This is a genomic window from Mesorhizobium qingshengii (genome assembly GCF_027563465.1).
Classification (GTDB): domain Bacteria; phylum Pseudomonadota; class Alphaproteobacteria; order Rhizobiales; family Rhizobiaceae; genus Mesorhizobium; species Mesorhizobium qingshengii_A.
The window spans coordinates 1-22,367 of record NZ_JAPFQA010000030.1; the positions used below are offsets into that span (position 1 = coordinate 1).

Here is a 22,367-nt window from a genome sequence, read left to right on the forward strand (position 1 = left end):
ATTGCGCCCGATGCTTCGCGTTTTTGAAGGCATCGAGCTTGGCGGCAAGATATCGATCCACCGCATCACTAAACGTCAGGCCTCGCGCCTGCTGTGCGGCGAGAGCGGCGCGAGCAGCTTTCCGTTCCTCTACCGGATCGACGCCGTTGCGGATTTTATCCTTCGTGTCGCGGGCGCGGCGAATGGCGTCCGCGAGCGGCACGTCAGGATAGCCGCCAAGGCCAATTTCACGGCGTTTTGTGCCAACCAGCGTCCGAAGGAGCCACGTACGCGCACCTGATGGAGTGCATTGCAATAGCAAGCCGGCGACGTTGCCCGCTGCAAACACTACGTTCCCGCCCTTGCCTGGATGGCGTAGTCTAGCCACCTCAAGCGCAGTGAGGTCCTTCGCTTTCTTAGGCATTTCCCTTACCCGTCATCGTACCCGCCAAAACAGATGCGATCTATCACGACTAGATGCGACGAGACAAGACAGGATCATTGTTGCAATTCGCGCAACACATTGAAAACGAATGCCTATTCAAGACCGATATAGACACGCTGCGACAGCGCGATGGCGGCCGCTCTCTCCGCCAGTTGCCCTGGCAAGTTGCTGAAATCAATTATAAATTTTTATGCGGGCGTCGTTGACCCACTTTTCGCCCCACATAATTGTGTGGATTAAATGGGTTGTCACAGGCATTCTCTGGACGACTGCTTGTCGGTGATGAATCGTGGCGTGCAGGGGCGTCACACCACGTAGTTTGCGGGAATGGCTTGCTGGGGTCTCCTCACGCAGCATTCTCACGCCTGTTTATGCTTTCACGATAGCCTTTGGGTGAAATGTTGTTCCAGCGCCGGAAGAACATCCGAAAATTCTTGGTATCGGAAAATCCGAGCAGATCGCCGATGTCTGCAACCGAAAAGCCGCCAGCCTCGAGGTACTTCTTGGCGAGTTCGCTGCGGACCTGGTCGGAGATGGCGGAGAACGTCGTGCCCTGCTCGGCCAACCGCCGCCGCAGGGTTCGGGGCGTTATCGCCAGCCGGTCGGCGACCCACTCCATATTGGTGACGGGAGCGGGGCTTTCCATGATCAGCCGCGCAACCTGCCCGGCGAGCCCGCCGCCGTATTCAACAGCGCCGATCAGACCCTCGCAGGTTTCCCGCAGCATGGCGTGCGTGACCGGATTGGTCATCGGCGGCCGATCGTCCAGGATCGACATGTCGTAAACGATAGCGGTCGAGGATTTTCCGAATCGAACCTCGTAGCCCAGTTCCTGCTCGAAGATTCCAGGCCTGGCCGGTTTTTCGAACGCCACGTCGATCCAGATGGGCTCGCGTTCGACATGCGCGATGTCGTGGACATGGGTCACGTGCTGGCCCAACTGCTGAGCCAGCAGGAAACGGCGTAGAGGCCGTGAGTAACCCAGCCGTCCTTCGTCGGGGAAGGTCCAGACGAAATGCCCTGCGTCGATGTGCCAGGCGATCGAGAACATTGGCGTGGCGAGCGAATGGTAGCGGACGGCAAAATCGAAGCCCGCGCGAACCGTTGCGCTCGAAAGCAATGCAAATCCGTACAGGCCATAGGCGGACAGGTGGATGGATTTGCCGACGCGCAGCGGCAGAAGCAGGTCGTCGCAGCGTCGGATGACGTTCTCGCAAGCGATGAGATATTGCCGAACAGAGTTGTGGACCTTGCCGTCGTCGAGCATGTCCTCCCGCAAGTCAGTCCCCTTCAGGACTTCCGTTGCGGTCAGGCCAAAATCCTTCGCTCCCTGGACGAGGGCAAAAAGCTTGTAAGGCGCAAAGACCGGGTTGGCCATTGGAGTCCTCCCTTGGCGACGATAGCCAACAGACGAGTCATTTAACAGGTAATTGTCCTCTAAACACCCTATCCATGTCCCCTTGGCGCCTCCCGGCTGGATCAACTCCGACACAGACTAGGAGCGCTAAACAGGGGAGGAGAACCCAAATGCGCACTTTGCTTAACGCATGGCGCGCCGCGTTGTGCGGCGTCGCCTCTCTTGCGATGGGATTCATCGCGACACAGGCATCGGCTCAGGATTCGAAACACTACAAGGTGTTTCTGAGCATGAGTTACGTCGGCAACGATTGGCAGGCCGAAGCTCAGAACATGGTCGCCGCCATGGCCAAGGCCCACGCGGACAAGGTCGATCTGCGGATCCAGGTCGCCGGGCCGGTGGCCCAGAAGCAGATCCAGCAGATCAACGCGATGGTGCAGGCGGGCGCAAACGCCATCATCGTGTATCCGATCTCGCCGACCGCGCTTAATCCAGCGATCAAGAACGCATGCGACAAGGGCGTCGTCGTATTCGCGTACGACAGCTCCGTCACGGAGCCATGCGCATACAATGTCGTCACCGACCAGACCGAACTCGCCACCAAAAGCGCTCAGTGGGTCGCCGACAAGATGGATCACAAGGGTAACCTGATCTTCGTGACCGGAGTGCCCGGTACGTCGGTGGACACCGACCGCAACAAGGCCGCCCGCGCGGTGTTCGCGAAATATCCGGATATCAAGATCGTCGCCGAACCGAACGGCATGTGGTCCCAGGCGGTCGCGCGCAAGGCCGTCAGCGAGGCCATGGCGACCATGAGTTGGGACGATATCCAGGGAGCGTGGGGAGCGGCGGCCTGCATCCAGATATGGACCCTCCAGATGGAGGCCAACAGCAAGACCCTCATCCCGTGCGGCACCGAAGGCAGCAACGGTATGCGTGTCATGATGCTTCCGAAGGGCAGCATTGCGGACGCGACAGGAGCCTATTCGCCTCAGGGAGCGCCGGGCATTTCGCTCGAGAGCCATCCGGGTGCCGGCGCGATGGCCCTGAAGCTCGCGATGGACGTTCTCAAGGGCAAGAAAGTCGACAAGCTCACGATGATGCCACTGGAGGCCGTCACCGCGGACAATGCCAAGCTGTGCCAGACAGGCAGTTTCGACGAACTGTCGAAAGGCTGCAATGTCTTCGATCCCGGCCTGGTTCCTTCGGGATGGTTCGCGAACATCCTGAACCCGGCCACACCCGAAGTCGGGTTCCAGGCGGCGTTGGTGGGACAGCCCGAGACGAACTGACAGGCCGACACGGGTGGCGCCTCATGGCGCCACCCGACTCCCCTCAGTCTCAATTCCGAGTGCCGCTGCGATGTCCGACGCTGTCCGTCTCGACGGGGTTACGAAAACTTATGGATCGACGACGGCCCTGGCCGACGTCAGCCTGGCATTCGAAGCCGGGGCCGTTCATGCGCTGCTGGGCGAAAACGGCGCGGGCAAGTCGACGCTTGTCAAGATTCTCAGCGGTCTTGCTCGCCCGGATCGCGGGACCATAACCCTGTTCGACCAGCAGGCTATTTTCGCCGACCGGTCCAGTTCCAGCGCTCTCGGCATCGAAACGGCATTCCAGGAGATTCCGCTGGTTCCCGACCTGAGTGTCGCCGACAATCTTCTGCTGCCTAACCAGCCGCGGCACTTCGGGTTTCTGCTTGACCGAAAGGCCGCTCGCGACCAGGTCGCCGCCATCGGAAAAGAGTTCGAGATCGAGGATATCGATCCGCGCACACCGGTGCGGGAACTGGATCTTTCCCTGCGCCAGAAGGTCGAAATTACGCGGGCGATTGCCCGCAAGCCCCGCCTGCTGATCCTCGACGAGCCTACGGCGGCGCTTTCGAAGGGCGATGTGGAATGGCTGGGGCGCCGAATCCAAGCCCTCAAGACGGCCGGCACGACGGTCATTCTCGTCACGCATCGCATGCCGGAAGTTCATGAATTCTGCGGCCGCATGGCCATTCTGCGCAATGGGCGCCATGTGGGAAGCTTCGCGGTCGGCGAGATCGGCGACGAAGCGGTGTTCAAGCACATTATGGGCCGGTCCGTTCAGGTAACCTTCCCAGCCCGAAATGCGTCGCTCTCCCGGCGCAACCGCTGCTTTCCGCGCGAGACCTCAAGGCGGGACGTCAGCTGGAGTCCGTCACGCTTGACGTCCGGCCAGGTGAAATCGTCGGCGTGGCCGCGCTGCAGGGAATGGGGCAGCTGGAACTGTTCAACGCTCTTTTTGGCGCTGAACGGGTGCTGGGCGGAACCATCTTGATCAACGGGCAACAGGCGCATTTCGCCGGTCCGTCCGATGCGATCGATGTCGGCATCGGCTACGTCCCGGAAGACCGAAAAATCCAGGGCTTGGCCCTCCATCGGAGCGGCACCGAAAACGCATCGATCCCGATCGTCTCCGAATTTTCGCGGCTGGGCGTCGTCGATACCGCCACCGAAAGAGCTCGCGTCGATGACGCGTTTTCCGCCGTCAACCTGCATCCCCGGGCGCTCCACCAGACCGCCGCGGAATTCAGCGGCGGCAACCAGCAGAAAATGGTGCTGGCCAAATGGCTGCTGACAAATTGCCGCATACTGCTGGCATTCGATCCCACGCGTGGCGTCGACGTCGGCACCAAGCATGAGATCTACGGCATCCTGAGGCGCTTTGCGGAGGGCGGCGGCGGCGTTCTGCTTCATTCCACGGAGGTGCCGGAACTGATCGGCCTGTGCGACCACATAGCCGTTCTCTATCGCGGCCAGATCAACGCGGACCTCGCCCATGGCGAGGCAACAGAAGAGACCGTTGGGGCCTGGATGCTGGGCTCCGGTGAACACGCGCGGGCAGTCGCATGACCTTGCGCGGCTCCAACGATTTGCTGCGGTTCGTGCGTCGCAACGATGGGATGCTGATAGCCCTGGCGACGCTGGCATGCGTCTTCGGCGTCCTCAATCTGAACCTGCAGCAGACGTTCAGCTACTACGACGTGAGCAACACCTTCTCGAGCACCGCCACCTTGGCGCTGGCGGCTATGGGAGCGACAATCGTCGTCCTCATTCGCGGCCTCGACCTGTCGGTCGGCGCGGTTATCTCCCTGTCGAACTGCCTTGCCGCCGCCAATATGGGCGACAGCTCCCTGTCGATGATCGGCTGGAGCCTGGCCGGGGTTCTGGCCGGCACAGCCACTGGCCTGTTCAATGCGGTCTTCATCGTCCTGTTCCGGCTGCCTTCGATCATCGTGACGCTTGCCACGATGTTCATCGTCGAAGGGCTGACGCTGCTCGTCCTCGAGCAGCCTGGCGGGGCGGTGCCGCCGGCCTTCTCGAATTTCCTCATCGGTGACGCCATTCCGGGGCTTATCCAGGCACCAGCGGTTGTCATCCTGCTCGCTCTGGTCGTCTGGGCGCTGCTCCGCAACACGCGCCTGGGCACCTACATCTACGCGGTTGGCAGCGATCCGGACGCGGCCCGATCGAAGGGCGTGCCGGTTCCCCTGACCCGGATGCTGGTCTATGTGATCGCGGGCACGTTTTATGGGGCGGCGGGCGTTTTCCTCACCGCCCAGACAGGGTCGGGGGATCCGACTGTTGGGCCTCCGATGCTGCTTCCGGTCTTTGTGGCTGTCGTGCTGGGCGGGACCTCGTTCGCCGGCGGGCGAGGCGGCTGCGTCGGAACGGTCCTCGGCGCATTCACTGTCATGCTGATCGTCAATCTGCTGCTGGTGTTCAACGTACCCACCTTCTACGCGACGATCGTGGAAGGAGGATTACTTATCATGGCCGTGCTCGCCAATTCGGTGCCACGGATCCGGGAAGTGATGGCGACGGCCTGGATTGTTGTTCAGAAACGAAGCGCCGGCATGCCACGCTTCGATCGTCCCGCCGTCGCTCCTTCCACGCACACGCGTAACGATGAGACCCTGCCCGCCAACCCGGTGGCGCGGTGGCTGCGACGGCACCGCTCGGCGTTGCGCTTCACAGTGCCGACCTATCTTGGCCTGGCCGTCCTGCTTCTGGTCACCGCCGCGATGTTCCACGGTCGGCTGAGCGTGGAAATCTATGTGAACACGCTCCTCGTATTGGGCTCTTTCCTTGCCGTTCTTGGACTGGGCCAAGGCACCGTTGTCATCAGCGGCGGGCTCGATCTCTCGGTCCCGGCCATGATCACGTTCAGCGGGGTGCTGCTTTGCGAGTGGAACGCGCCCGGCTCGAGTTCGATAACGCTGTTGGTCGGGGTTGCGCTTCTCGGCGCCCTCATCGGCTCCGTCAGCGGCATCGGCGTCGGAATTCTTGGGATTCATCCCCTCATCATGACGCTTGCCATGAACGGCATCATCGATGGCGCCACGCTTGTGATGACCGACGGCACGCCGCGTGGTGTACCGCCGGGCGTCGTAAGCTGGTTCATGACCGGCAAGATCCTTGGGCTTACGCCCGTGGTGTACGGACTGATGCTGTTTGTCATCTGCGCCTCCTTTCTGCTCGGGCGCACCGTGTATGCCAGGCGCCTCTATCTGGTTGGCAGCAGCCCGCTTGTCGCCAGGTTTTCAGGGGTGAGCGTTGGCCGGGTCCAGATCGCGGCCTATGGCTTGAGTGGTCTGTGCTCGGCTGTCGTCGGCATCATGCTCGCCGGCTTCAGCGGACAGGCCTTCATCGACATGGGCACGCCATACCTCCTGCCGTCGATCGCCGTGATCGTGATCGGCGGTGTCGCGATGAGCGGCGGGCGGGGGACTTACCTTGGCATTTTTGGCGGAGCGTTGCTGCTGACCGCCCTGACGACCGTCCTGCAGGGCATGCTGCTGCCAGTCGCCATCCGGAATGTGATCTTCGGGCTGGTGATCCTGGGTGCGGTCATCGGCCTGCGCGAAAACCAGGCGTGAACCATCCAACAGGAGGAGGACAATATGCTCAAGCAGGTCAGGCGGATCGTCACGGCGGACGACGCGAGCGGCAAATCGGAGGTTCTTTTCGACGGGATCGCCGACCATACGATCACGGTGCTCACCGAATTGTGGCGGACCGAGCCCGGACGGCACGATCACAAGACCCCCGAGGATCTTGCAAGACGGTCGCGCGGTATCGAGCCGCCGCCGGGCGGCACCGTCTTCCGCTTCTTCCAGATCGAGCCCGAATCCGAATCCGCCCATTTGTCCCCGGCCGAGCGAGAAAAAGCGGCTCGGGACTGGTTCGCGGCCATGGGCTCGGCACACCTCCAGCCGGACACCTCCCGGCACGAAACCATGCATCGCTCACCAACCACCGACTACATCGTGCTGCTCTCCGGCCAGATCACGCTCGTGCTGGACAAGGAGGAGCGCGACCTCAAGCCATTCGACGTGGTGGTCCAGCGGGGCACCAACCACGCCTGGGTCAATCGCGGCACTGAGGACGCACTCCTTCTGGCCGTGCTCGTCGATGCCCAATACGAACGCTGAGAAGGGAGACCTGGCAGTGAATGCTGACGAAATCCGCCATATCGCCGTCGTTGGTACGGGGACCATCGGCATCAGCTGGGCGGCCCTGTTTCTGGCCAACGGTTTCGACGTGACGGCAACGGATGTGCGTCCGGAAGCGGAAGCCGCGTTGCGCTCCGGAGTAGACCAGACCCTGCCGTCGCTCGATCGTGGCGGCAAGACGTCTCGCAAGGGCGTGCTGCGCTTTTCCGCAAGCTTGGAAGACTGTTGTCGTGACGCGGACTTCGTGCAGGAAAACGCCATCGAGCGCGAACCCGAGAAGGTCGTTCTGCTCTCGCAGATCGACGCGGTCGCAAGGCCTGACGTCGTGATCGCATCCAGCACCTCGGCGATATCCATCACGGCCATACAAAAGGCCTGCACGCGGCCGCAGCGCGTCGTTCTGGGCCATCCTTTCAATCCGCCCCACCTCATCCCCCTGGTGGAACTCGCCGGCGGCGAGCAGACCGAGGCTTGGGCCATCGACCTGGCCGAGCGTTTGTACCGCCGGCTGGGCAAGGCAACGATACGGCTCAACAAGGAGATATACGGTCACGTCGCCAACCGGCTTCAGGCGGCGATCTTTCGCGAGGCGATCCATCTGCTCGAGAGCGGCGTGGCGTCGGCCGAGGACATCGACAGGGCGGTCACAGAAGGGCCAGGTCTGCGGTGGGCGCTGATGGGGCCGTTCCTCACCTATCACCTTGCCGGCGGGCGAAACGGCATTCGCGGCTTCATGCAGCAGTTCGCTCCCCTTCAGCAGCGCCTGTGGGCTGAACTCGGCGGGCCGATCCTCGACCCCGCCCTGCAGGCCCTCGTTGTGGAAGCGGTGGACAAAGCGGTGGCGGGACGAAACGTCGCCGAAATCGCCGCGGACCGCGATCGACGATTGCAGGCGCTCCTGATCGCGCGGTCGACCCCAGCACAAACGGAGGGGGCCGGTTGATGAAGTCGCCGAAGGTCATCATCAGCTGCGCGATCACCGGCGCCATCCACACACCCAGCATGTCGCCATACCTGCCGATCACGCCGGACCAGATCGCCGCATCGGCCATCGAAGCGGCGGAGGCCGGGGCGACTATCCTGCATCTTCATGCGCGCGACCCTGAAACGGGTCGACCCACCCCGGACCCGGCCGTCTACGCGAAGTTCCTGCCTCGGATTTACGAAGCGACGGACGCGATCATCAACCTTACCACCGGTGGCGGACTGACCATGACCGTCGACCAACGGCTCGAGGCCCCGCTGCGGTTCAGGCCGGAAATGTGTTCCTTGAACATGGGTTCGATGAACTTCGGAATCTTCCCGCTCGCCGAACGCCAGCACCCCTGGCTGCATGAGTGGGAGCAGCCCTACCTGCGCGGGACGCAGGACTTTATCTTCCGCAACACGTTCAGGGACATAGAACGCATCATAGAACTCCTCGGCAAGGGGCATGGCACGCGTTTCGAACACGAATGCTATGACGTGGGACACCTTTATAACCTCGCACACTTCGTCGATCGCAAGCTGGTGGAGCCGCCTTTTCTCCTACAGACCATTTTTGGCGTGCTGGGCGGAATCGGCGCGGAATGGGAGAACCTGGCGTTCATGAAGGCGACGGCAGACCGTCTCTTCGGCGACGCCTGTCAATGGTCGGTCCTGGCGGTGGGCCGAAGCCAGATTCCTTTCGCGACCGAAGCGGCGATGCGGGGCGGCCATGTCCGTGTCGGCCTAGAGGACAGCCTCTACATCGAGCGAGGTCAACTCGCCCTCTCCAACGCTCAGCAGGTGAACAAGATCCGGACGATCATCGAGAACCTTGGTTTGCAGGTCGCGACGCCGGGCGAAGCGAGGGACCTCCTCAAGCTCAAGGGCAGGGACCGGGTCGCGATTCAGGACCGTACCTGACACAGAACAATTTCCGCAACGGACGGTCGCCCAATCGAGCCTGAAGGTTCCATGGAAAGACGTGCGGTGCGAGCCATGTCCAAGGAGGACCAGTTGGCCAGATCAGCGTGTACACTTGAGGTGCGCGGCCTTCGCGTGCTGGTGACGGCAGGCGGCAGCGGCATCGGCCGGGCCATCGCCGAAAGGCTGCTTTCGGCTGGTGCCCAGGTCCACGTAACCGATCTGGTTGGCGCGAATGTGGAAAGCGTCGTCAAGGCAAACTCGGGGCTGGTTGGCAGCCAGGGGGATGCGTCCCTTGTCGAGGACGTGGATCGGGTCGTTGCCGATGTGGTCAGCCAGTTCAAAGGCCTTGATCTCCTGGTCAACAATGTCGGGATCGCCGGACCGACAGGCGAACTCGACAGGCTCGACGAGGCCGACATCGAACGGACGATCGACGTCAATCTGAAATCACATTTTCATTTCCTGAAGCGGTGCCTTCCCCTCCTCAAGGCATCCGAGAGAAATCCCTCTGTTCTCGCCATCAGTTCGGTGGCTGGCCGCCTTGGCTATGGCCACCGGACGCCCTACGCCGCAACAAAGTGGGCAATCGTCGGCCTTGTCAAATCGCTGGCAATCGAGCTTGGACCGCAGGGAATTCGGGCCAATGCGATCCTGCCTGGCGCCGTCACGGGGCCACGCATCGACAAGGTGATCGCGGATCGCGCGGAAGCACTGGGTGTACCTCTCGACCAAATGCGCCAGTCGTTTCTCTCGAAGATCTCTCTGCGAAGAATGGTTGAGGCCGAGGACGTGGCAAACCTGGCGCTTTTCCTTGCCTCCGACCAGGCCCGCAACATCAGCGGTCAAGCCATCAGTGTCGATGGCAACGTCGAATATCTGTAGCCTGAGGGCGCACAGAGGCGGATTCGGCAAAGCCGCGTGGTATCCACCTAACCCTTTGAAATCGCCAAGCGCCTGAAGGCTCTGGAGGACGAGAACGCAAAGCGGAAGAAGCTGCTGGCCGACCAGATGCAGGAAGCGGCGGCGCTGAAGGAGGTTCTGTCAAAAAATGGTAGGGCCCGCCGCCAAGCGCGAAGCCGTCGCGCATCTGCAGGCCGCCATGGGCCTGTCGGAACGGCGGCCTGTTCCTCCGTTCGCCGAAACTCCGATCGCAAGATAGGCTTGGATCAGGCGCTTCCTCGGGCCACTACCCCGGTGTCTGCGACCGCTCATCGCAAGATGCCGATATGAGTGACGGACTGTGACGGCATTGCTACAGCTTTTTCGATGCCGTGCGATTATGGTGGGGTTCGGTTGGGGCATTTCATGATCAAGGTTTTCTACGCATCCGTTGCTCTTGCGGCTCTTGTCGCGCCAGCAAATGCGCAAGACGTCAACTGGACCGGCTACTATGCTGGGGCCGAAGTCGGGGCAGGATTTTCACACCCGGGTTTTGAAGGCGGTTCCACCGTAAGCGGTTCGGACTTCAACGAGAGTGCATTTGTCGGTGGTGTTTTTGTCGGTCACGATTGGCAGTCTGGCCAGTTTGTATATGGCGGCGTGGCGAGCTTCGACTTCCTCGGCTTTCATGACCAGACGGCAATAGACCCACTATTCGGCGGCAAGACCAATTCCTATACCTACGATCTGGACTGGGTCGCGTCGGCGCGTGCACGCGCGGGTTTCCTGGCTTCGGACCAGCTGTTGCTCTACGGCACGGCAGGTGTCGCGGTCACCCGTGTTGAAACGTCGGCGGATTTCGCGTTCGGCGGGACCGAAACAGTGAACAAGACGCTGGTTGGTGGCGCATTTGGCGCTGGTGCGGAATATGTCTTCGCACCGAACTGGTCATTCAAAACAGAATATGTCGAGTACCTTTTTGACAAGGTGGAGGTCGCCAACTCCATTGACTTCAAACCGAGATTCGGAACCTTGAACTTCGGAATTTCGTACCGGTTCTAAGTCTGCTTACGGCCATACGACCTGGCTATTTCGCGCACGAAGTTTCGCCTCAGGTCCGGTCCCTCGAAAACGGGAAGTTTTGCCACCGCACGTACCCGGTTTTTGAACTCGTCAAGCGTAAGCGCGAAGATCAACTGATCCAGTCGCTCGCCAGTTTTGGAATCGAGCCTGTGCGCGAGCAGTTCGCCTTCCTGGCGCAGCATCCCAAGCCGACATGCGGTCACCGCTGCCTGATTGCGGGCGAGCGGCTCGAACATCAGTTTCTCCATCCCGCGTTCAATGAACATGTGCCAGATCGCGATACGCGTCGCTTCGAACGAAATCTGAAGCCGCCGATGTGCCGCATCACCGACTATCAGGTGTAGCGACCCAACGCGGTGGCGAGGATCAATTTCCGTCATGATCAAGCCGATCGGCTCGTTACCATCCAGAGTGCGGATCGCCAGCAAGTTACGCCGCACGTTGTCGAAACTTCCGACATATGCGCGAAACGATTCGAGGCCTAGCGGCGCAGCAGTCATGTTTAATCCCGCAGCGACGGCGGGATCGGCTAGCCAGCGCGCGAAGCGCTCATTGACTTCGCCTGGCCGCAAGGTGCGAATTCGACAGCTTTCGCCGGATCGGTCGACAAGGATCGGCTTCTGAGTTGGGGCTGCCGGTGGAAAATTCGCGCGTTGGCCGGCCTGAGGCATTTTGGGCATGTGCGGACTCACTCCGAACTCAAACTTGCACCGATTGCAAAATCTTATGACTGGTGGGCGCGCCGGCCGCCAGCCGAGGGCCCACATTTCGTTCGATTGGGCGTCAGAATATGCTGCCTTGTCGCAAAGGTACGATGCCTGCGTGCACAACGCGGGCGACAGGCGTTCCCGCGTCTCAAGCCGGCTTTGAGCAGAAAGAAAGCGGCGCGCATCGCTTCCCTTCCGGTTTTTCGCTATTTCGATATGTTCCGTAGCCCATCCCGCAACTGGTCGAGCCAGCCGAAGACCGTGCCGAGCGCCTGGCTTCCCTTGCCCAGAAGCGCGGACAGCTCGGCTTCCGCACGCTCGCGGATGGTTTCCTCCTGTTCGGGCAGGGGCGGAAGGATATGAGCGTAATAGGTCTTGTCGAGCAGGCGATGCAGCAGCCGCTCGCCTGGGAACGGCTCATTGTTGTTGAGCGCGCGCGCCCCCTTCAGCAGGTTGCGGATATCATATTGCGTGGGGCTGATATCGGCGACCTGCTTGGGCAGACCCAGCAGCGTATAGACACCGATGCGCGCCGTGCGCACCGAACATTCCATCGTAAAGATGATGTCGTTGCTGGTTTCCACGAATTGCCCCAGCAGGGCCAAGTTCGTGCAGCCCTCGGGCACGACGCGAGGACGGTCACCCGCCGCGCGCGGCATGAACTGCGCCGTGATATAAGGCATCAGCGCCAGGCGGACCTTGGTATTGGCCGCAATCTCGTCAAGCTGGTCAACGATGCCCAGATGATAGCAGAGCTCCGCCAGGATTTCCCGGCCGGTGCAATCAGGCATCGGCTTTTTGACGTAGTTGCCGTCCTTGTCCATCAGCAGTGCATAGACCCACAGCACCAGCACATCGTCGGGCTGGGTCGGGAAATGGGGCTGACGGTTGCAGGTGAAGCTCAGCACCCAGTTCGAGTCGGTGAATGTGATAATTCCGCCCGTGACAGTCCTGCCCGAATAAGGATCGTTGACCGACAGTTCCTTCAGCTTGTCGACGAAGGGTGAAGGCTTGCAGGTCAGCGTCGCCGATTCCCACATCGAGCCCCTGACATTGCCGTAGAACTTCTCCGGCTTGCCAAAGACCGGTGATTTCCGCGCCAGGTTCTTCCACAGCGTCCAGTCGCTGTCTTCGCCCGGCTCAGTGTTGCCACGAGCAAGAACCGGGACCAAGTCCATGTCGCCGTAAGCCGTTCCCTCGGTCATCGAGCCAGTGAGCGCAAAGACCACATCTTTCGGACCGATGGCGATGCTCTCGTCCTTGCCACCTCGCTCGCTGCGGATCGCGACCACGGTGCGGCCACCGGCTCCTTCGATCATGTCGAGGTCATGGACCCGGGTGTCGAACTGCAGCTTGACGCCTTTCTCTTTTAGAAGGCGGGTCAGCGGCACGACAAAGCTGTCATACTGATTATATTTCGGGAATACCAAGGCCGACATGTCAGTCAGGCCGTCGATCGCGTCGAAGAAGCGATGCATGTAGAGCTTCACCTCCAGCAGGCTTTGCCAGTTCTCGAAGGCAAACATCGACCGCCAGAGATACCAGAAGTTCGTTTCGAGGAAGCTCTCGCTGAAATATTGCTCAATCGTGATATCGTCGAGATCTTCCTTGCGCTTGAGCAGCAGCTTGACGATCTCCCACTGGTGGGATTTGCTCAGGCCCAGCGTCGAAAAATCACGGATCTGGCCCTGCTTGTGCATGAGCCTGGCTTTCGACCAGTTCGCATCATTGTCATTCACCAGCCGATATTCGTCCAGGACGCTATAGCCTTCAGGCAGTTCCAGCGCCGGCACGTCCTGGAAAACGTCCCAGAAATTGTCGTAGTTGAAGTTCATCTCGCGGCCGCCGCGGATGATGTAGCCGTCTTCCGCATTGCCGGCGCCATCGAGCGAGCCGCCGGCGACGTTCATCGTGTCGAGGATAGTGATGTCCTCACCCTTCATGCCGCCGTCGCGGATCATGTAAAAGGCAGCGGCCAGCCCAGCGATGCCGCTGCCGATGATCCAGGCCTTGCGCCCTTCGACGGGCTCGACCGGAACGGCACGATTGCGCATGTAGGGCCCCACCATGTCAGGCGGCGGAAGCGTGTTGTTCGGGCCTTTGCGCCAGAAGCCTTCGCCTACATTGGCTTCGATAAGGAGCTTGCCGGAAGCCGGTTTAGTCGGGCTGGAGGCTTCTTCGGCCATGGTCTTGCCTTCCGTTGATTGACACCGGGGGGTGCGATCGGAAATTCATGGATGAGGATATCGTATGATATCCAGATGTTAATTGATATTGATCAACGGACCCGAGAGCAGCTTAGGGCTGGATGGCTCAAAGTGGACCGGAGCCAACTCTTCTGGTGGCGGAGCGACCACAAACACAGCCTGGAACCTCCCGCCTCGCAATGCGTTTCCCGGCGTCCCGTTCGTGGATCAGCCCGGATTTCTCTCCAGGCGCTGTGATAATCAGGAGCCCGCTTCATGCACGACAAGCTGTTTTATTCACCGGTCGCACTGACCGTCGGCCTCGGCTTCAAGCGCGAGATTGCCTCGCTGGCTGAAATGCACGATTTCCTGACCGAGTGGACGACCTCCCGCCGGGGTCCGCTTTACCGCAAGGCGGTGCAGGCATGTGACCTCGCCATTCCGGGTTATGTCACCATCGAGCAGGCGCGCCATGCGCTGGTCGAATTCGCGCAAGCGGCCGGCATTCTCTGGCCGGATATCGAACCGGTGGTCGGCGCCCGCGCCGTTGCCCGCGGCTATGGTGGCTACGCAGCATGAGGATTGATGCCGCTTCCTATCGTGGTGGCTAACTCAGCCGCCACGGAAAGCCCGGCTTGGCTTTGCCGGACCGGGATTTCGCCTTGAGACCTACAAACAGAACGCAGCCCCATGGTCGGGTCGATGAAGCAGGCCGTGCGCCTTGCGCGGCAATCAACCGCGCCGGCGCACCGGCTCGCGGGCCGTGGACGCGGGCTCGTCCGCCTGTTGCGCGGCAAGGCGCAGCGCTTTCAGCCTGGCCGTCTTTTCTTCACGGGCCGCCCGCTCGGCGGCGATCACGATCTGCGATTCACGCTTGGCGCGCTCATCGCGCTCCGTATCAACTTTCGCACGTTTCATTCGCCGCTGCCCTTTTCGGCCCGGATATCGAAATCAACGCTCCTGCCGTGCTCGACGGCAAGCTCAGCCACGAGGGTCACCAACTCCTGGTCGGAGAGGGCGCAGTCCGGCATCGCCGATTTCAGCGCCTGCAACGCATGCTTCGTCGATATCGGCGTCGCCAGCGTTCTTCTGCTGTCGATATATTGGGCCGCGATCTGCCGGTGCGTCATTTTCGGGACCATCGTCATCTCAATGCATCCTCCTGCCTGGGATGGTGCGGCAGCGTGGCAGCGTTGGCGATTACAAATGATGGCTGGCTCAATTTCGTCTCGCCATGGGCTGAGAAATCCTCAGTCGCACCACTGCGTGGAGATGACCAGCGATGCCACGAGGACGCGATTTCCGCTCTCGTCCCGCACCTCGAGGGTGATGGCAGCGCCGTCGCCGTCGAGCATCTCGTCGCGGATGATGTCGGGCAGGATGCGGACCGCCTCGCGCCGCAGCCGCTCGGGCGTATCGAACAGCTGCCCTTCTTCGTCGACCGTGAGGCCGTCGCAACTGTGGAGATCCATGAAATATCTTGGCATCTACCCACTGGACCCGAGCTTGATGGAACGTTGAGTGGTTCAACCTTCAATCTGCAAACCGGGCTGTTGTTCCATCTGCAGTGGCATTGGCCGGCGAACAAGCGCACTCTAACAAATGTTAATGCCCGGTATCGTCCGAAGGCCTAGTGCACCCGAAGCCGCTCCTGGCTTGCGACACACAGTTGGCGATCGGCCCTCAGGCCTCTTCGCTGGAGATTGCGGTGCTTGAACCCCTGTATCTGAACCTCGGTCAGCACGACGCCCTTTCCGATGCCGAAAAAGCGCTGCTGGCCAGCGCGATGACGTTCGAGAGGCATTTTGCCATCGGGCAGGATATCGTCGCTTCCGGATCGCGGCCGACCTACTCGACGCTGATCCTCGACGGGCTGGCGGCACGCTACAAGGTGCTCGAGAATGGCGGCCGGCAGTTCACCTCATTGCAGGTGTCGGGCGACTTCGTCGACCTCCACGCCTTCCTGCTGAAGACCATGGATCACGGCATCGTCGCGCTGTCGCCCTGTCACGTCATCTTCGCCGAACACAGCAAGCTTCGCGCGATCACGGAGGAGGCGCCACACCTCACCAGGCTCTTGTGGCTGGACACGCTGGTCGATGGCGCCATCCATCGCGAATGGATCGTCGCGATGGGACGACGCTCCAAGACATCGCATCTTGCCCATCTCGTCTGCGAGCTGTTCGTGCGGCTGCAGGTGGTCGAACGCACAAATGGCATGAGCTTCCATCTGCCGTTGTCGCAAGCTGAACTGGCCGACGTACTCGGTCTCTCGGTCGTGCATATGAACCGTGTCATCGGCGCCTTGCGCAAGGTCGGCGTTGTCAGCTGGGCAAACCATACGGTCACCATCCTCGACTGGCATCGGCTGCAGGAAATCGCCGAGTTCGATCCGACCTATCTCAGCATGATGCGTGAGCCGCGCTAAGGCGTTGTCGAGATTCAGGCGATGCCAGCTTGCAACGCCGGGCTTCCGCGCTTCCGGTGCTCATGGACTTCATGTCCGCTCCGGTTCTCGAAACCCGGCATTTTCGGCTCGGCCCGACCTGAATCTCAACATACCTTAGGCCGTTGCCGACGCGGCCGCCGATCCTAGCGGATCTATGCGGCCTCGGCCGCGACGTTCACGGCCGACTCCGCGATCTGCGTCAGCGCTTCGTCCGTGGCCTTCTCTTCCTTCAGTGTCGCTTCGAGAAGCGTCACCGCCTCGTTGAGGCCGAGTTCGCCGGCCCAGGTCCTCAGCGTGCCATAGCGCGAGATCTCATAGTGCTCGACCGCTTGCGCGGCAGCCAGCAGCCCGGCGTCGAGGGCGGGGGATCCCTTGTACTCCTCCATGATCTCGGCGCCTTCCTCGGTGATGCCCATGATGGCGGCGCAGGTCTTGCCCGCGGGCTTCCTGCCGATGACGCCGAAGACCTTCTCCAGCCTGGCGACATGTCCCTCGGTTTCGGTGCGGTGCTTCTCGAAGGCGGCTTTCAGGTCGGCGCTTTGTGCCGCCTTGGCCATTTTGGGCAAAGTCGCCAATATCTTCTTTTCGGCGAAATAGATGTCTTTCAGCGTGTCGTGAAACAGGTCGTCGAGCATTTTCTGTTTTGCCATTGTCATCTCCTTTGGTGGGGCCCTCAGGTCGACAATCTCGCATTGGAGGATTTGTTCCGCTGCTTCTCCAAAGTGGGTTGCGCTTCGCGAAACAACTGCCCCCTTGCCAGGCGCCCTCTCTTTTGACGGCAACGAGCCGTCCGGCAAAACCTTTATAAAATTCCTATTTCTTTCCACCCCGCGCCGTCTCGAACCTTTATGGCGATCGGGTCCATATTGCGCCGGCAACACACAACTCGGTCGCGCTTATCTATCGCGACGGAGTAGTTCCATATGGTTTCGACCTGCCGACCGCAGGCATGCAATGCGAAGCGCAAATAAAACGAAAATAAGGAACACGCACGATGGACATCGTCGTTCTCGGGATAGGGGTTTTGTTTTTCGCCCTCTCCTTCGCCTACATCAAAGCCTGCGACATTCTTTAAGCCGGAGGATCGAAACATGTTTCTCGACTATATCCTCGGCGGCGGTGTGACCTTGTTCCTGCTCGCCTACCTGACATACGCCCTCGTTCGCCCAGAACGCTTCTGACCGCAACTGGCGCAAGGCCCGGAAAGCTACTTCAATGACTCTCAACGGATGGCTACAGATCCTCGTCTACTGCGGGATCGTCGTTTTGCTGGTGAAGCCGCTTGGCGGCTACATGTACCGCGTCTTCAACGGCGACCGGACATTTCTTTCGCCGATTTTCGGCCCGCTTGAGCGCGGGCTTTATCGCATCTCGGGAACCAGCGAGCGCGAAGAGCAGCACTGGACGACCTACGCGGCAGGCATCATGTTCTTCAGCCTGGCCAGCTTCCTGGTGCTTTATTTCCTGCAGCGGCTTCAAGGCGTCCTGCCTTACAATCCGGCAGGCATGACCGCTGTCGAACAGAATCTCGCCTTCAACACCGCCGTCAGCTTCGTGACCAACACCAACTGGCAGAACTATGGCGGCGAGGGCACGATGTCCTACCTCGTGCAGATGGCCGGCCTCACCGTGCAGAACTTCATGTCGGCGGCCGTCGGCATCGCCATCGCGGTCGCGCTGATCCGCGGCTTTGCCCGCGCCTCGGTCAAGTCGATCGGCAATTTCTGGGTCGATATGACCCGCTGCACGCTCTACATCCTGCTGCCGCTCTGTATCGTGCTGACCCTTGTCTATGTCTGGCTCGGCATGCCGCAGACGCTCGGCCCGTACGTCAACGCCACGACGCTCGAGGGCGCCCAGCAGACGATCGCGGTCGGCCCCGTCGCCTCGCAGATCGCCATCAAGATGCTCGGCACCAATGGCGGCGGCTTCTTCAATGCCAACGCCGCGCACCCGTTCGAGAACCCTGACGCGATCTCGAACCTGATCCAGATGGTGACGATCTTCGCGCTCGGCGCTGCGTTGACCAACGTGTTCGGCCGCATGGTCGGCAACCAGCGCCAGGGCTGGGCGATCCTGGCCACGATGGGCGTCCTGTTCATCGCCGGCGTCGCCGTCTGTTACTGGGCGGAAGCATCAGGCAATCCGCTCGTCCATGCCCTTGGCATCGACGGCGGCAACATGGAAGGCAAGGAGAGCCGCTTCGGCATTGCCATGTCGGCCCTGTTCGCGGTCGTCACCACCGCCGCATCCTGCGGCGCGGTCAACGCCATGCATGACAGCTTCACGGCTATCGGCGGCTTGATCCCGATGGTCAACATGCAGCTCGGCGAAGTCATCGTCGGCGGCGTCGGCGCCGGCTTCTACGGCATCCTGATGTTCATCGTCGTCGCGGTCTTCGTTGCCGGCCTGATGGTCGGCCGTACCCCGGAATATCTCGGCAAGAAGATCGAGGCCAAGGAGGTCAAGATGGCGATGCTCGCCATCCTGTGCCTGCCGCTGGCGATGCTGACGTTCACGGCCATTGCGGCGGTTCTGCCAAGCGCCGTGGCATCGATCGCCAACAGCGGGCCGCATGGCTTCTCCGAGATACTCTATGCCTATACCTCGGCGGCGGCGAACAACGGCTCGGCCTTTGGCGGCCTGACCGGCAACACGCCCTGGTACAACATCACGCTCGGCATCACCATGCTGATGGGCCGGTTCCTGGTCATCATCCCGGCCTTGGCGATCGCCGGCTCGCTGGTGGCGAAGAAGACGGTTCCGGCCTCGGCCGGCACCTTCCCGACCGACGGTCCGCTGTTCGTCGGGCTGCTGGTCGGCGTCATCCTGATCGTCGTCGGTCTCACCTTCTTCCCGGCGCTGGCGATCGGACCGATCGTCGAACACCTGGCCATGATCCATGGGCAGACCTTCTGAAGCCGCCCCGTCTCGGGTCAAAGTCATGTCCTGGTTCAACATCATGCGACGCAACGGTCAGGGTCGAACCGACAAGGAGGGGGAGCCAATCCCCCCTCCTTTCCCGACCATGTTCACATTCCTGGGCATCGCGGCGGTCATGATCGCGCTCTGGCTGCTGGTCTACGGGCCGCCGCATCTTCCTTCGGCATCCGATCGATCGGTGCCTGCCAACAACATCGATACTGGAGCCAAGAAATGAGCCAGTCCAAATCCGCTGTCATCATGGATGCCCGCATCTTGTGGCCCGCCATCGGCGGCGCCTTCAAGAAGCTGAACCCGCGCACCCTGATCAGGAACCCGGTGATGTTCGTCGTCGCCGTCGTCTCGGCACTGACCACCGTCCTGTTTGCCAGGGATCTCATCACCGGAGGCGGCGATTTCAGGTTCACGCTGCAGATCATCATCTGGCTGTGGTTCACCGTGCTGTTCGCCAACTTCGCCGAAGCGGTCGCCGAGGGCCGCGGCAAGGCCCAGGCCGACTCGCTGCGCAAGGCGCGCACCGAGACCCAGGCCAAGCTGCTGGCCGGCGAGGACAGGACCAAGTTCAAGCTGGTGCCCGGCACCAGCCTGAAGGTCGGCGATACGGTGCTGGTCGAGGCCGGCGATATCATCCCGTCCGACGGCGAGGTGATCGAAGGCGTTGCCTCGGTCAACGAGGCCGCGATAACTGGCGAATCCGCGCCCGTCATCCGCGAATCCGGCGGTGACCGTTCGGCGGTCACCGGCGGCACGCAGGTGCTGTCCGACTGGATCCGCGTGCGCATCACCGCAGCTTCCGGCCACACCTTCCTCGACCGCATGATTTCGCTGGTCGAAGGCGCTTCGCGCCAGAAAACGCCGAACGAGATCGCGCTCAACATCCTGCTGGTCGGCATGACGCTGATCTTCGTGCTGGCCACCGCGACCATCCCGAGCTTCGCCTCCTATTCGGGCGGCTATATCTCGGTGACCGTGCTCGTCGCTTTGTTCGTCACCTTGATCCCGACCACCATCGGTGCGCTGCTGTCGGCCATCGGCATCGCCGGCATGGACCGCCTGGTGCGCTTCAATGTGCTGGCCATGTCCGGCCGCGCCGTGGAAGCCGCCGGCGACGTCGATACGCTGCTGCTCGACAAGACCGGCACCATCACGCTCGGCAATCGCCAGGCGACGCAGTTTAGCCCGGTCAAGGGTGTCACCGAGCAGGAATTGGCCGACGCTGCCCAGCTCGCCTCGCTCGCCGACGAAACGCCGGAGGGCCGCTCGATCGTCGTGCTGGCGAAGGAGAAATACGCCATCCGCGCCCGCGACATGGCGACGTTGCATGCCACCTTCGTGCCGTTCACCGCACAAACCCGCATGAGCGGCGTCGACATCGATGGCTCGTCGGTGCGCAAGGGTGCCGTCGACGCGGTGCTCGCCCATGTCAACCAGTCGACGATCGCCTCTCATGGCGCGCGCCCAAGCAGCGACGCTGTCCGCGACCTTCAGGCCATCGCCGACGAGATCGCAAAGTCGGGCGGCACGCCGCTGGCGGTCGAGCGCGACGGGCGGCTGCTCGGCGTCGTCCACCTCAAGGACATCGTCAAGGGCGGCATCAGCGAACGCTTCACCGAACTGCGCCGCATGGGCATCCGCACGGTGATGATCACCGGCGACAATCCGTTGACGGCGGCGGCGATCGCGGCCGAGGCCGGCGTCGACGACTTCCTTGCCCAGGCGACGCCCGAGGACAAGTTGAAGCTGATCCGCGACGAACAGGCCAAGGGCAAGCTGGTCGCCATGTGCGGCGACGGCACCAACGACGCGCCGGCACTAGCCCAGGCCGATGTCGGCGTCGCCATGAACACCGGCACGGTGGCCGCGCGCGAGGCCGGCAACATGATCGATCTCGACAGCGATCCGACCAAGCTCATCGAGATCGTCGAGATCGGCAAGGCGCTGCTGATGACCCGCGGCTCGCTGACGACCTTCTCGATCGCCAACGACGTCGCCAAGTACTTTGCCATCATCCCGGCGATGTTCGCCGTCTTCTACGTCGCGCCGGGACAGACAACCGGCCCGCTGCAGGCGCTGAACATCATGCATCTGGCGACGCCGCAGAGCGCCATCCTGTCGGCCATCATCTTCAACGCGCTGATCATCATCGCGCTGATTCCGCTGTCGCTTAAAGGCGTCAAATATCGTGCCATCGGCGCCGGCGCGCTGCTCAGCCGCAACCTGCTTGTCTATGGCCTCGGCGGCATCATCGTCCCCTTCGTCGGCATCAAGGCGATCGACATGATCGTCACCGCCCTCGGCCTCGCTTAACTTTTAACGCAATTCCCAAGGGAAAGCGCTAGGCGCTTTTCCCGGGAAAACCGCTTCACACCTTTCCTGGAATTGCCCTGAGGAATATGTCCATGCTCACCCAGATAAGACCCGCGATCATCATGATCGTCTTCTTCACGGTCCTGACCGGCCTGATCTATCCGATCGGCATGACCGGCATCGCCCAGGCGCTGTTCCCGCGCCAGGCCAATGGCAGCCTGATCGAAAAGGACGGCAAGGTCGTCGGCTCCGAACTGATCGGCCAGGGCTTCGCGAGCGACAAGTATTTCCATGGCCGCCCTTCGGCTGCCGGTGACGGCTACAACGCCGCCGCCTCCAGCGGCAGCAACCTCGGGCCGACCAACCCCAAGCTGATCGACCGCATCAAGGGCGATGCCGAAAAGCTGAAGGCGGAGAATCCCAACCAGCCTGTTCCGATGGACCTCGTCACCACCTCCGGCAGCGGCCTCGATCCGCATATCAGCCCCGAAGCCGCCTACTTCCAGGTTCCCCGCGTCGCCAAGGCCAGGGGTATCGACGAAGCCAAGGTCAAGGCGCTTGTCGACAGCCAGGTCGAGGGCAGGGAGCTGGGCTTCATGGGCGAACCGGTGGTCAATGTGCTCGGTCTCAACCTCGCGCTCGACGCCGCGAAACAGTGAA

24 protein-coding genes and 1 pseudogene are annotated in these 22,367 nt (G+C 61.6%); 17 read left to right on the forward strand and 8 right to left on the reverse strand.

All coding sequences use genetic code 11. The annotated features are described in order from the left end of the window. A partial coding sequence (locus OOJ09_RS30615; protein WP_269908789.1) for an Arm DNA-binding domain-containing protein occupies positions 1–403 on the reverse strand: 403 nt, incomplete at its 3' end. 367 nt (positions 404–770) lie between these two features. Next, on the reverse strand, positions 771–1,916 hold the full coding sequence (locus OOJ09_RS30620; protein WP_269908790.1) for an AraC family transcriptional regulator: 1,146 nt from the start codon (positions 1,914–1,916) through the stop codon (positions 771–773). Between the two features lie 35 nt (positions 1,917–1,951). Between OOJ09_RS30620 and OOJ09_RS30625 the strand changes: the two genes are divergently transcribed. The 10 genes and pseudogenes from OOJ09_RS30625 to OOJ09_RS30670 all read left to right on the forward strand — a co-directional run bounded on the left by OOJ09_RS30625 (position 1,952) and on the right by OOJ09_RS30670 (position 11,094). Further along, positions 1,952–3,073 (forward strand): sugar ABC transporter substrate-binding protein, encoded by a 1,122-nt coding sequence (locus OOJ09_RS30625; protein ID WP_269908791.1) that lies wholly within the window; start codon positions 1,952–1,954, stop codon positions 3,071–3,073. 70 nt (positions 3,074–3,143) lie between these two features. Further along, positions 3,144–4,085, forward strand: coding sequence for an ATP-binding cassette domain-containing protein (locus OOJ09_RS30630; protein ID WP_269908792.1), 942 nt, complete (start codon positions 3,144–3,146; stop codon positions 4,083–4,085). Then, complete coding sequence (locus OOJ09_RS30635) at positions 4,001–4,660, forward strand: ATP-binding cassette domain-containing protein (RefSeq protein WP_269908793.1); 660 nt, start codon at positions 4,001–4,003, stop codon at positions 4,658–4,660. Before OOJ09_RS30630 ends, OOJ09_RS30635 begins: the two co-directional genes overlap by 85 nt. Next, positions 4,657–6,687 carry an ABC transporter permease gene (locus tag OOJ09_RS30640; protein ID WP_269908794.1) on the forward strand — a complete coding sequence of 677 codons (2,031 nt, stop codon included), beginning with the start codon at positions 4,657–4,659 and terminating at the stop codon, positions 6,685–6,687. Before OOJ09_RS30635 ends, OOJ09_RS30640 begins: the two co-directional genes overlap by 4 nt. A gap of 24 nt (positions 6,688–6,711) precedes the next feature. Beyond that, positions 6,712–7,242, forward strand: a complete 531-nt coding sequence (locus tag OOJ09_RS30645; RefSeq protein WP_269908795.1) for a cupin domain-containing protein — start codon at positions 6,712–6,714, stop codon at positions 7,240–7,242. Then, complete coding sequence (locus OOJ09_RS30650) at positions 7,223–8,206, forward strand: 3-hydroxyacyl-CoA dehydrogenase NAD-binding domain-containing protein (protein WP_269908796.1); 984 nt, start codon at positions 7,223–7,225, stop codon at positions 8,204–8,206. The genes OOJ09_RS30645 and OOJ09_RS30650 overlap by 20 nt, the downstream gene beginning before the upstream one ends. Further along, the gene (locus OOJ09_RS30655; protein WP_269908797.1) at positions 8,206–9,150 is read left to right on the forward strand and encodes a 3-keto-5-aminohexanoate cleavage protein; all 945 of its coding nucleotides are present in this window, start codon (positions 8,206–8,208) and stop codon (positions 9,148–9,150) included. The genes OOJ09_RS30650 and OOJ09_RS30655 overlap by 1 nt, the downstream gene beginning before the upstream one ends. Positions 9,151–9,243: 93 nt before the next feature. Continuing rightward, positions 9,244–10,035, forward strand: a complete 792-nt coding sequence (locus OOJ09_RS30660; RefSeq protein WP_269908798.1) for an SDR family oxidoreductase — start codon at positions 9,244–9,246, stop codon at positions 10,033–10,035. 63 nt (positions 10,036–10,098) lie between these two features. After that, positions 10,099–10,273: pseudogene (locus OOJ09_RS30665) on the forward strand (IS3 family transposase); the annotation flags it as partial. A 185-nt stretch (positions 10,274–10,458) separates the two neighbouring features. Continuing rightward, positions 10,459–11,094, forward strand: coding sequence for an outer membrane protein (locus OOJ09_RS30670; RefSeq protein WP_269908799.1), 636 nt, complete (start codon positions 10,459–10,461; stop codon positions 11,092–11,094). Here the strand turns inward: OOJ09_RS30670 and OOJ09_RS30675 are convergent. Together OOJ09_RS30675 and OOJ09_RS30680 are read right to left on the reverse strand one after the other, a co-directional pair. Then, positions 11,091–11,795, reverse strand: coding sequence for a GNAT family N-acetyltransferase (locus OOJ09_RS30675; RefSeq protein WP_269908800.1), 705 nt, complete (start codon positions 11,793–11,795; stop codon positions 11,091–11,093). The two genes, OOJ09_RS30670 and OOJ09_RS30675, sit on opposite strands and share 4 nt — an antisense overlap. A gap of 233 nt (positions 11,796–12,028) precedes the next feature. Continuing rightward, a complete protein-coding gene (locus OOJ09_RS30680; protein WP_269908801.1) occupies positions 12,029–14,008 on the reverse strand; it encodes an oleate hydratase in 1,980 nt (659 codons plus the stop codon). Positions 14,009–14,284: 276 nt separating this feature from the next. Here OOJ09_RS30680 and OOJ09_RS30685 point away from each other — a divergent pair, with 276 nt between their 5' ends. Next, positions 14,285–14,587, forward strand: coding sequence for a DUF982 domain-containing protein (locus tag OOJ09_RS30685; RefSeq protein ID WP_269908802.1), 303 nt, complete (start codon positions 14,285–14,287; stop codon positions 14,585–14,587). A 153-nt stretch (positions 14,588–14,740) separates the two neighbouring features. On the opposite strand, the gene OOJ09_RS30690 is transcribed toward OOJ09_RS30685, so the two are convergent. From OOJ09_RS30690 to OOJ09_RS30700, 3 genes are all read right to left on the reverse strand, one after another. After that, complete coding sequence (locus OOJ09_RS30690; protein ID WP_269908803.1) at positions 14,741–14,926, reverse strand: hypothetical protein; 186 nt, start codon at positions 14,924–14,926, stop codon at positions 14,741–14,743. Beyond that, on the reverse strand, positions 14,923–15,156 hold the full coding sequence (locus OOJ09_RS30695) for a hypothetical protein (RefSeq protein WP_269908804.1): 234 nt from the start codon (positions 15,154–15,156) through the stop codon (positions 14,923–14,925). The genes OOJ09_RS30690 and OOJ09_RS30695 overlap by 4 nt, the downstream gene beginning before the upstream one ends. A 102-nt stretch (positions 15,157–15,258) precedes the next feature. Next, on the reverse strand, positions 15,259–15,480 hold the full coding sequence (locus OOJ09_RS30700) for a DUF6894 family protein (RefSeq protein WP_269908805.1): 222 nt from the start codon (positions 15,478–15,480) through the stop codon (positions 15,259–15,261). Between the two features lie 236 nt (positions 15,481–15,716). Here OOJ09_RS30700 and OOJ09_RS30705 point away from each other — a divergent pair, with 236 nt between their 5' ends. After that, positions 15,717–16,436, forward strand: a complete 720-nt coding sequence (locus OOJ09_RS30705; RefSeq protein ID WP_269908806.1) for a Crp/Fnr family transcriptional regulator — start codon at positions 15,717–15,719, stop codon at positions 16,434–16,436. A 173-nt stretch (positions 16,437–16,609) separates the two neighbouring features. On the opposite strand, the gene OOJ09_RS30710 is transcribed toward OOJ09_RS30705, so the two are convergent. After that, positions 16,610–17,107, reverse strand: a complete 498-nt coding sequence (locus OOJ09_RS30710; RefSeq protein ID WP_269908807.1) for a ferritin-like domain-containing protein — start codon at positions 17,105–17,107, stop codon at positions 16,610–16,612. A 441-nt stretch (positions 17,108–17,548) separates the two neighbouring features. Here OOJ09_RS30710 and kdpF point away from each other — a divergent pair, with 441 nt between their 5' ends. The 5 genes from kdpF to kdpC all read left to right on the forward strand — a co-directional run bounded on the left by kdpF (position 17,549) and on the right by kdpC (position 22,366). Then, a complete protein-coding gene (gene kdpF / locus OOJ09_RS30715) occupies positions 17,549–17,638 on the forward strand; it encodes a K(+)-transporting ATPase subunit F (protein WP_091577964.1) in 90 nt (29 codons plus the stop codon). Positions 17,639–17,672: 34 nt separating this feature from the next. Then, positions 17,673–19,376 (forward strand): potassium-transporting ATPase subunit KdpA, encoded by a 1,704-nt coding sequence (gene kdpA / locus OOJ09_RS30720; RefSeq protein WP_269908808.1) that lies wholly within the window; start codon positions 17,673–17,675, stop codon positions 19,374–19,376. Positions 19,377–19,401: 25 nt separating this feature from the next. Further along, positions 19,402–19,617, forward strand: a complete 216-nt coding sequence (locus tag OOJ09_RS30725; RefSeq protein WP_269908809.1) for a hypothetical protein — start codon at positions 19,402–19,404, stop codon at positions 19,615–19,617. After that, a complete protein-coding gene (kdpB, locus tag OOJ09_RS30730; protein ID WP_269908810.1) occupies positions 19,614–21,707 on the forward strand; it encodes a potassium-transporting ATPase subunit KdpB in 2,094 nt (697 codons plus the stop codon). Before OOJ09_RS30725 ends, kdpB begins: the two co-directional genes overlap by 4 nt. Before the next feature lie 92 nt (positions 21,708–21,799). Next, the gene (gene kdpC, locus OOJ09_RS30735) at positions 21,800–22,366 is read left to right on the forward strand and encodes a potassium-transporting ATPase subunit KdpC (RefSeq protein ID WP_269908811.1); all 567 of its coding nucleotides are present in this window, start codon (positions 21,800–21,802) and stop codon (positions 22,364–22,366) included. The last annotated feature ends 1 nt before the right edge of the window (position 22,367 follow it).

Excerpts from the sequence above, each read along its gene's own strand:
- OOJ09_RS30670 (WP_269908799.1), top strand. The coding sequence starts at position 10,459 with ATGATCAAGGTTTTCTACGCATCCGTTGCTCTTGCGGCTCTTGTCGCG.
- OOJ09_RS30640 (WP_269908794.1), top strand. The coding sequence starts at position 4,657 with ATGACCTTGCGCGGCTCCAACGATTTGCTGCGGTTCGTGCGTCGCAAC.
- OOJ09_RS30655 (WP_269908797.1), top strand. The coding sequence starts at position 8,206 with ATGAAGTCGCCGAAGGTCATCATCAGCTGCGCGATCACCGGCGCCATC.
- OOJ09_RS30695 (WP_269908804.1), bottom strand. The coding sequence starts at position 15,156 with ATGACGATGGTCCCGAAAATGACGCACCGGCAGATCGCGGCCCAATAT.
- OOJ09_RS30690 (WP_269908803.1), bottom strand. The coding sequence starts at position 14,926 with ATGAAACGTGCGAAAGTTGATACGGAGCGCGATGAGCGCGCCAAGCGT.
- OOJ09_RS30725 (WP_269908809.1), top strand. The coding sequence starts at position 19,402 with ATGTCCTGGTTCAACATCATGCGACGCAACGGTCAGGGTCGAACCGAC.
- OOJ09_RS30630 (WP_269908792.1), top strand. The coding sequence starts at position 3,144 with ATGTCCGACGCTGTCCGTCTCGACGGGGTTACGAAAACTTATGGATCG.
- OOJ09_RS30625 (WP_269908791.1), top strand. The coding sequence starts at position 1,952 with ATGCGCACTTTGCTTAACGCATGGCGCGCCGCGTTGTGCGGCGTCGCC.
- OOJ09_RS30675 (WP_269908800.1), bottom strand. The coding sequence starts at position 11,795 with ATGCCCAAAATGCCTCAGGCCGGCCAACGCGCGAATTTTCCACCGGCA.
- OOJ09_RS30645 (WP_269908795.1), top strand. The coding sequence starts at position 6,712 with ATGCTCAAGCAGGTCAGGCGGATCGTCACGGCGGACGACGCGAGCGGC.
- kdpC (WP_269908811.1), top strand. The coding sequence starts at position 21,800 with ATGCTCACCCAGATAAGACCCGCGATCATCATGATCGTCTTCTTCACG.
- OOJ09_RS30685 (WP_269908802.1), top strand. The coding sequence starts at position 14,285 with ATGCACGACAAGCTGTTTTATTCACCGGTCGCACTGACCGTCGGCCTC.
- OOJ09_RS30650 (WP_269908796.1), top strand. The coding sequence starts at position 7,223 with ATGCCCAATACGAACGCTGAGAAGGGAGACCTGGCAGTGAATGCTGAC.
- OOJ09_RS30700 (WP_269908805.1), bottom strand. The coding sequence starts at position 15,480 with ATGGATCTCCACAGTTGCGACGGCCTCACGGTCGACGAAGAAGGGCAG.
- OOJ09_RS30710 (WP_269908807.1), bottom strand. The coding sequence starts at position 17,107 with ATGGCAAAACAGAAAATGCTCGACGACCTGTTTCACGACACGCTGAAA.
- kdpB (WP_269908810.1), top strand. The coding sequence starts at position 19,614 with ATGAGCCAGTCCAAATCCGCTGTCATCATGGATGCCCGCATCTTGTGG.
- kdpA (WP_269908808.1), top strand. The coding sequence starts at position 17,673 with ATGACTCTCAACGGATGGCTACAGATCCTCGTCTACTGCGGGATCGTC.
- OOJ09_RS30680 (WP_269908801.1), bottom strand. The coding sequence starts at position 14,008 with ATGGCCGAAGAAGCCTCCAGCCCGACTAAACCGGCTTCCGGCAAGCTC.
- kdpF (WP_091577964.1), top strand. The coding sequence starts at position 17,549 with ATGTTTCTCGACTATATCCTCGGCGGCGGTGTGACCTTGTTCCTGCTC.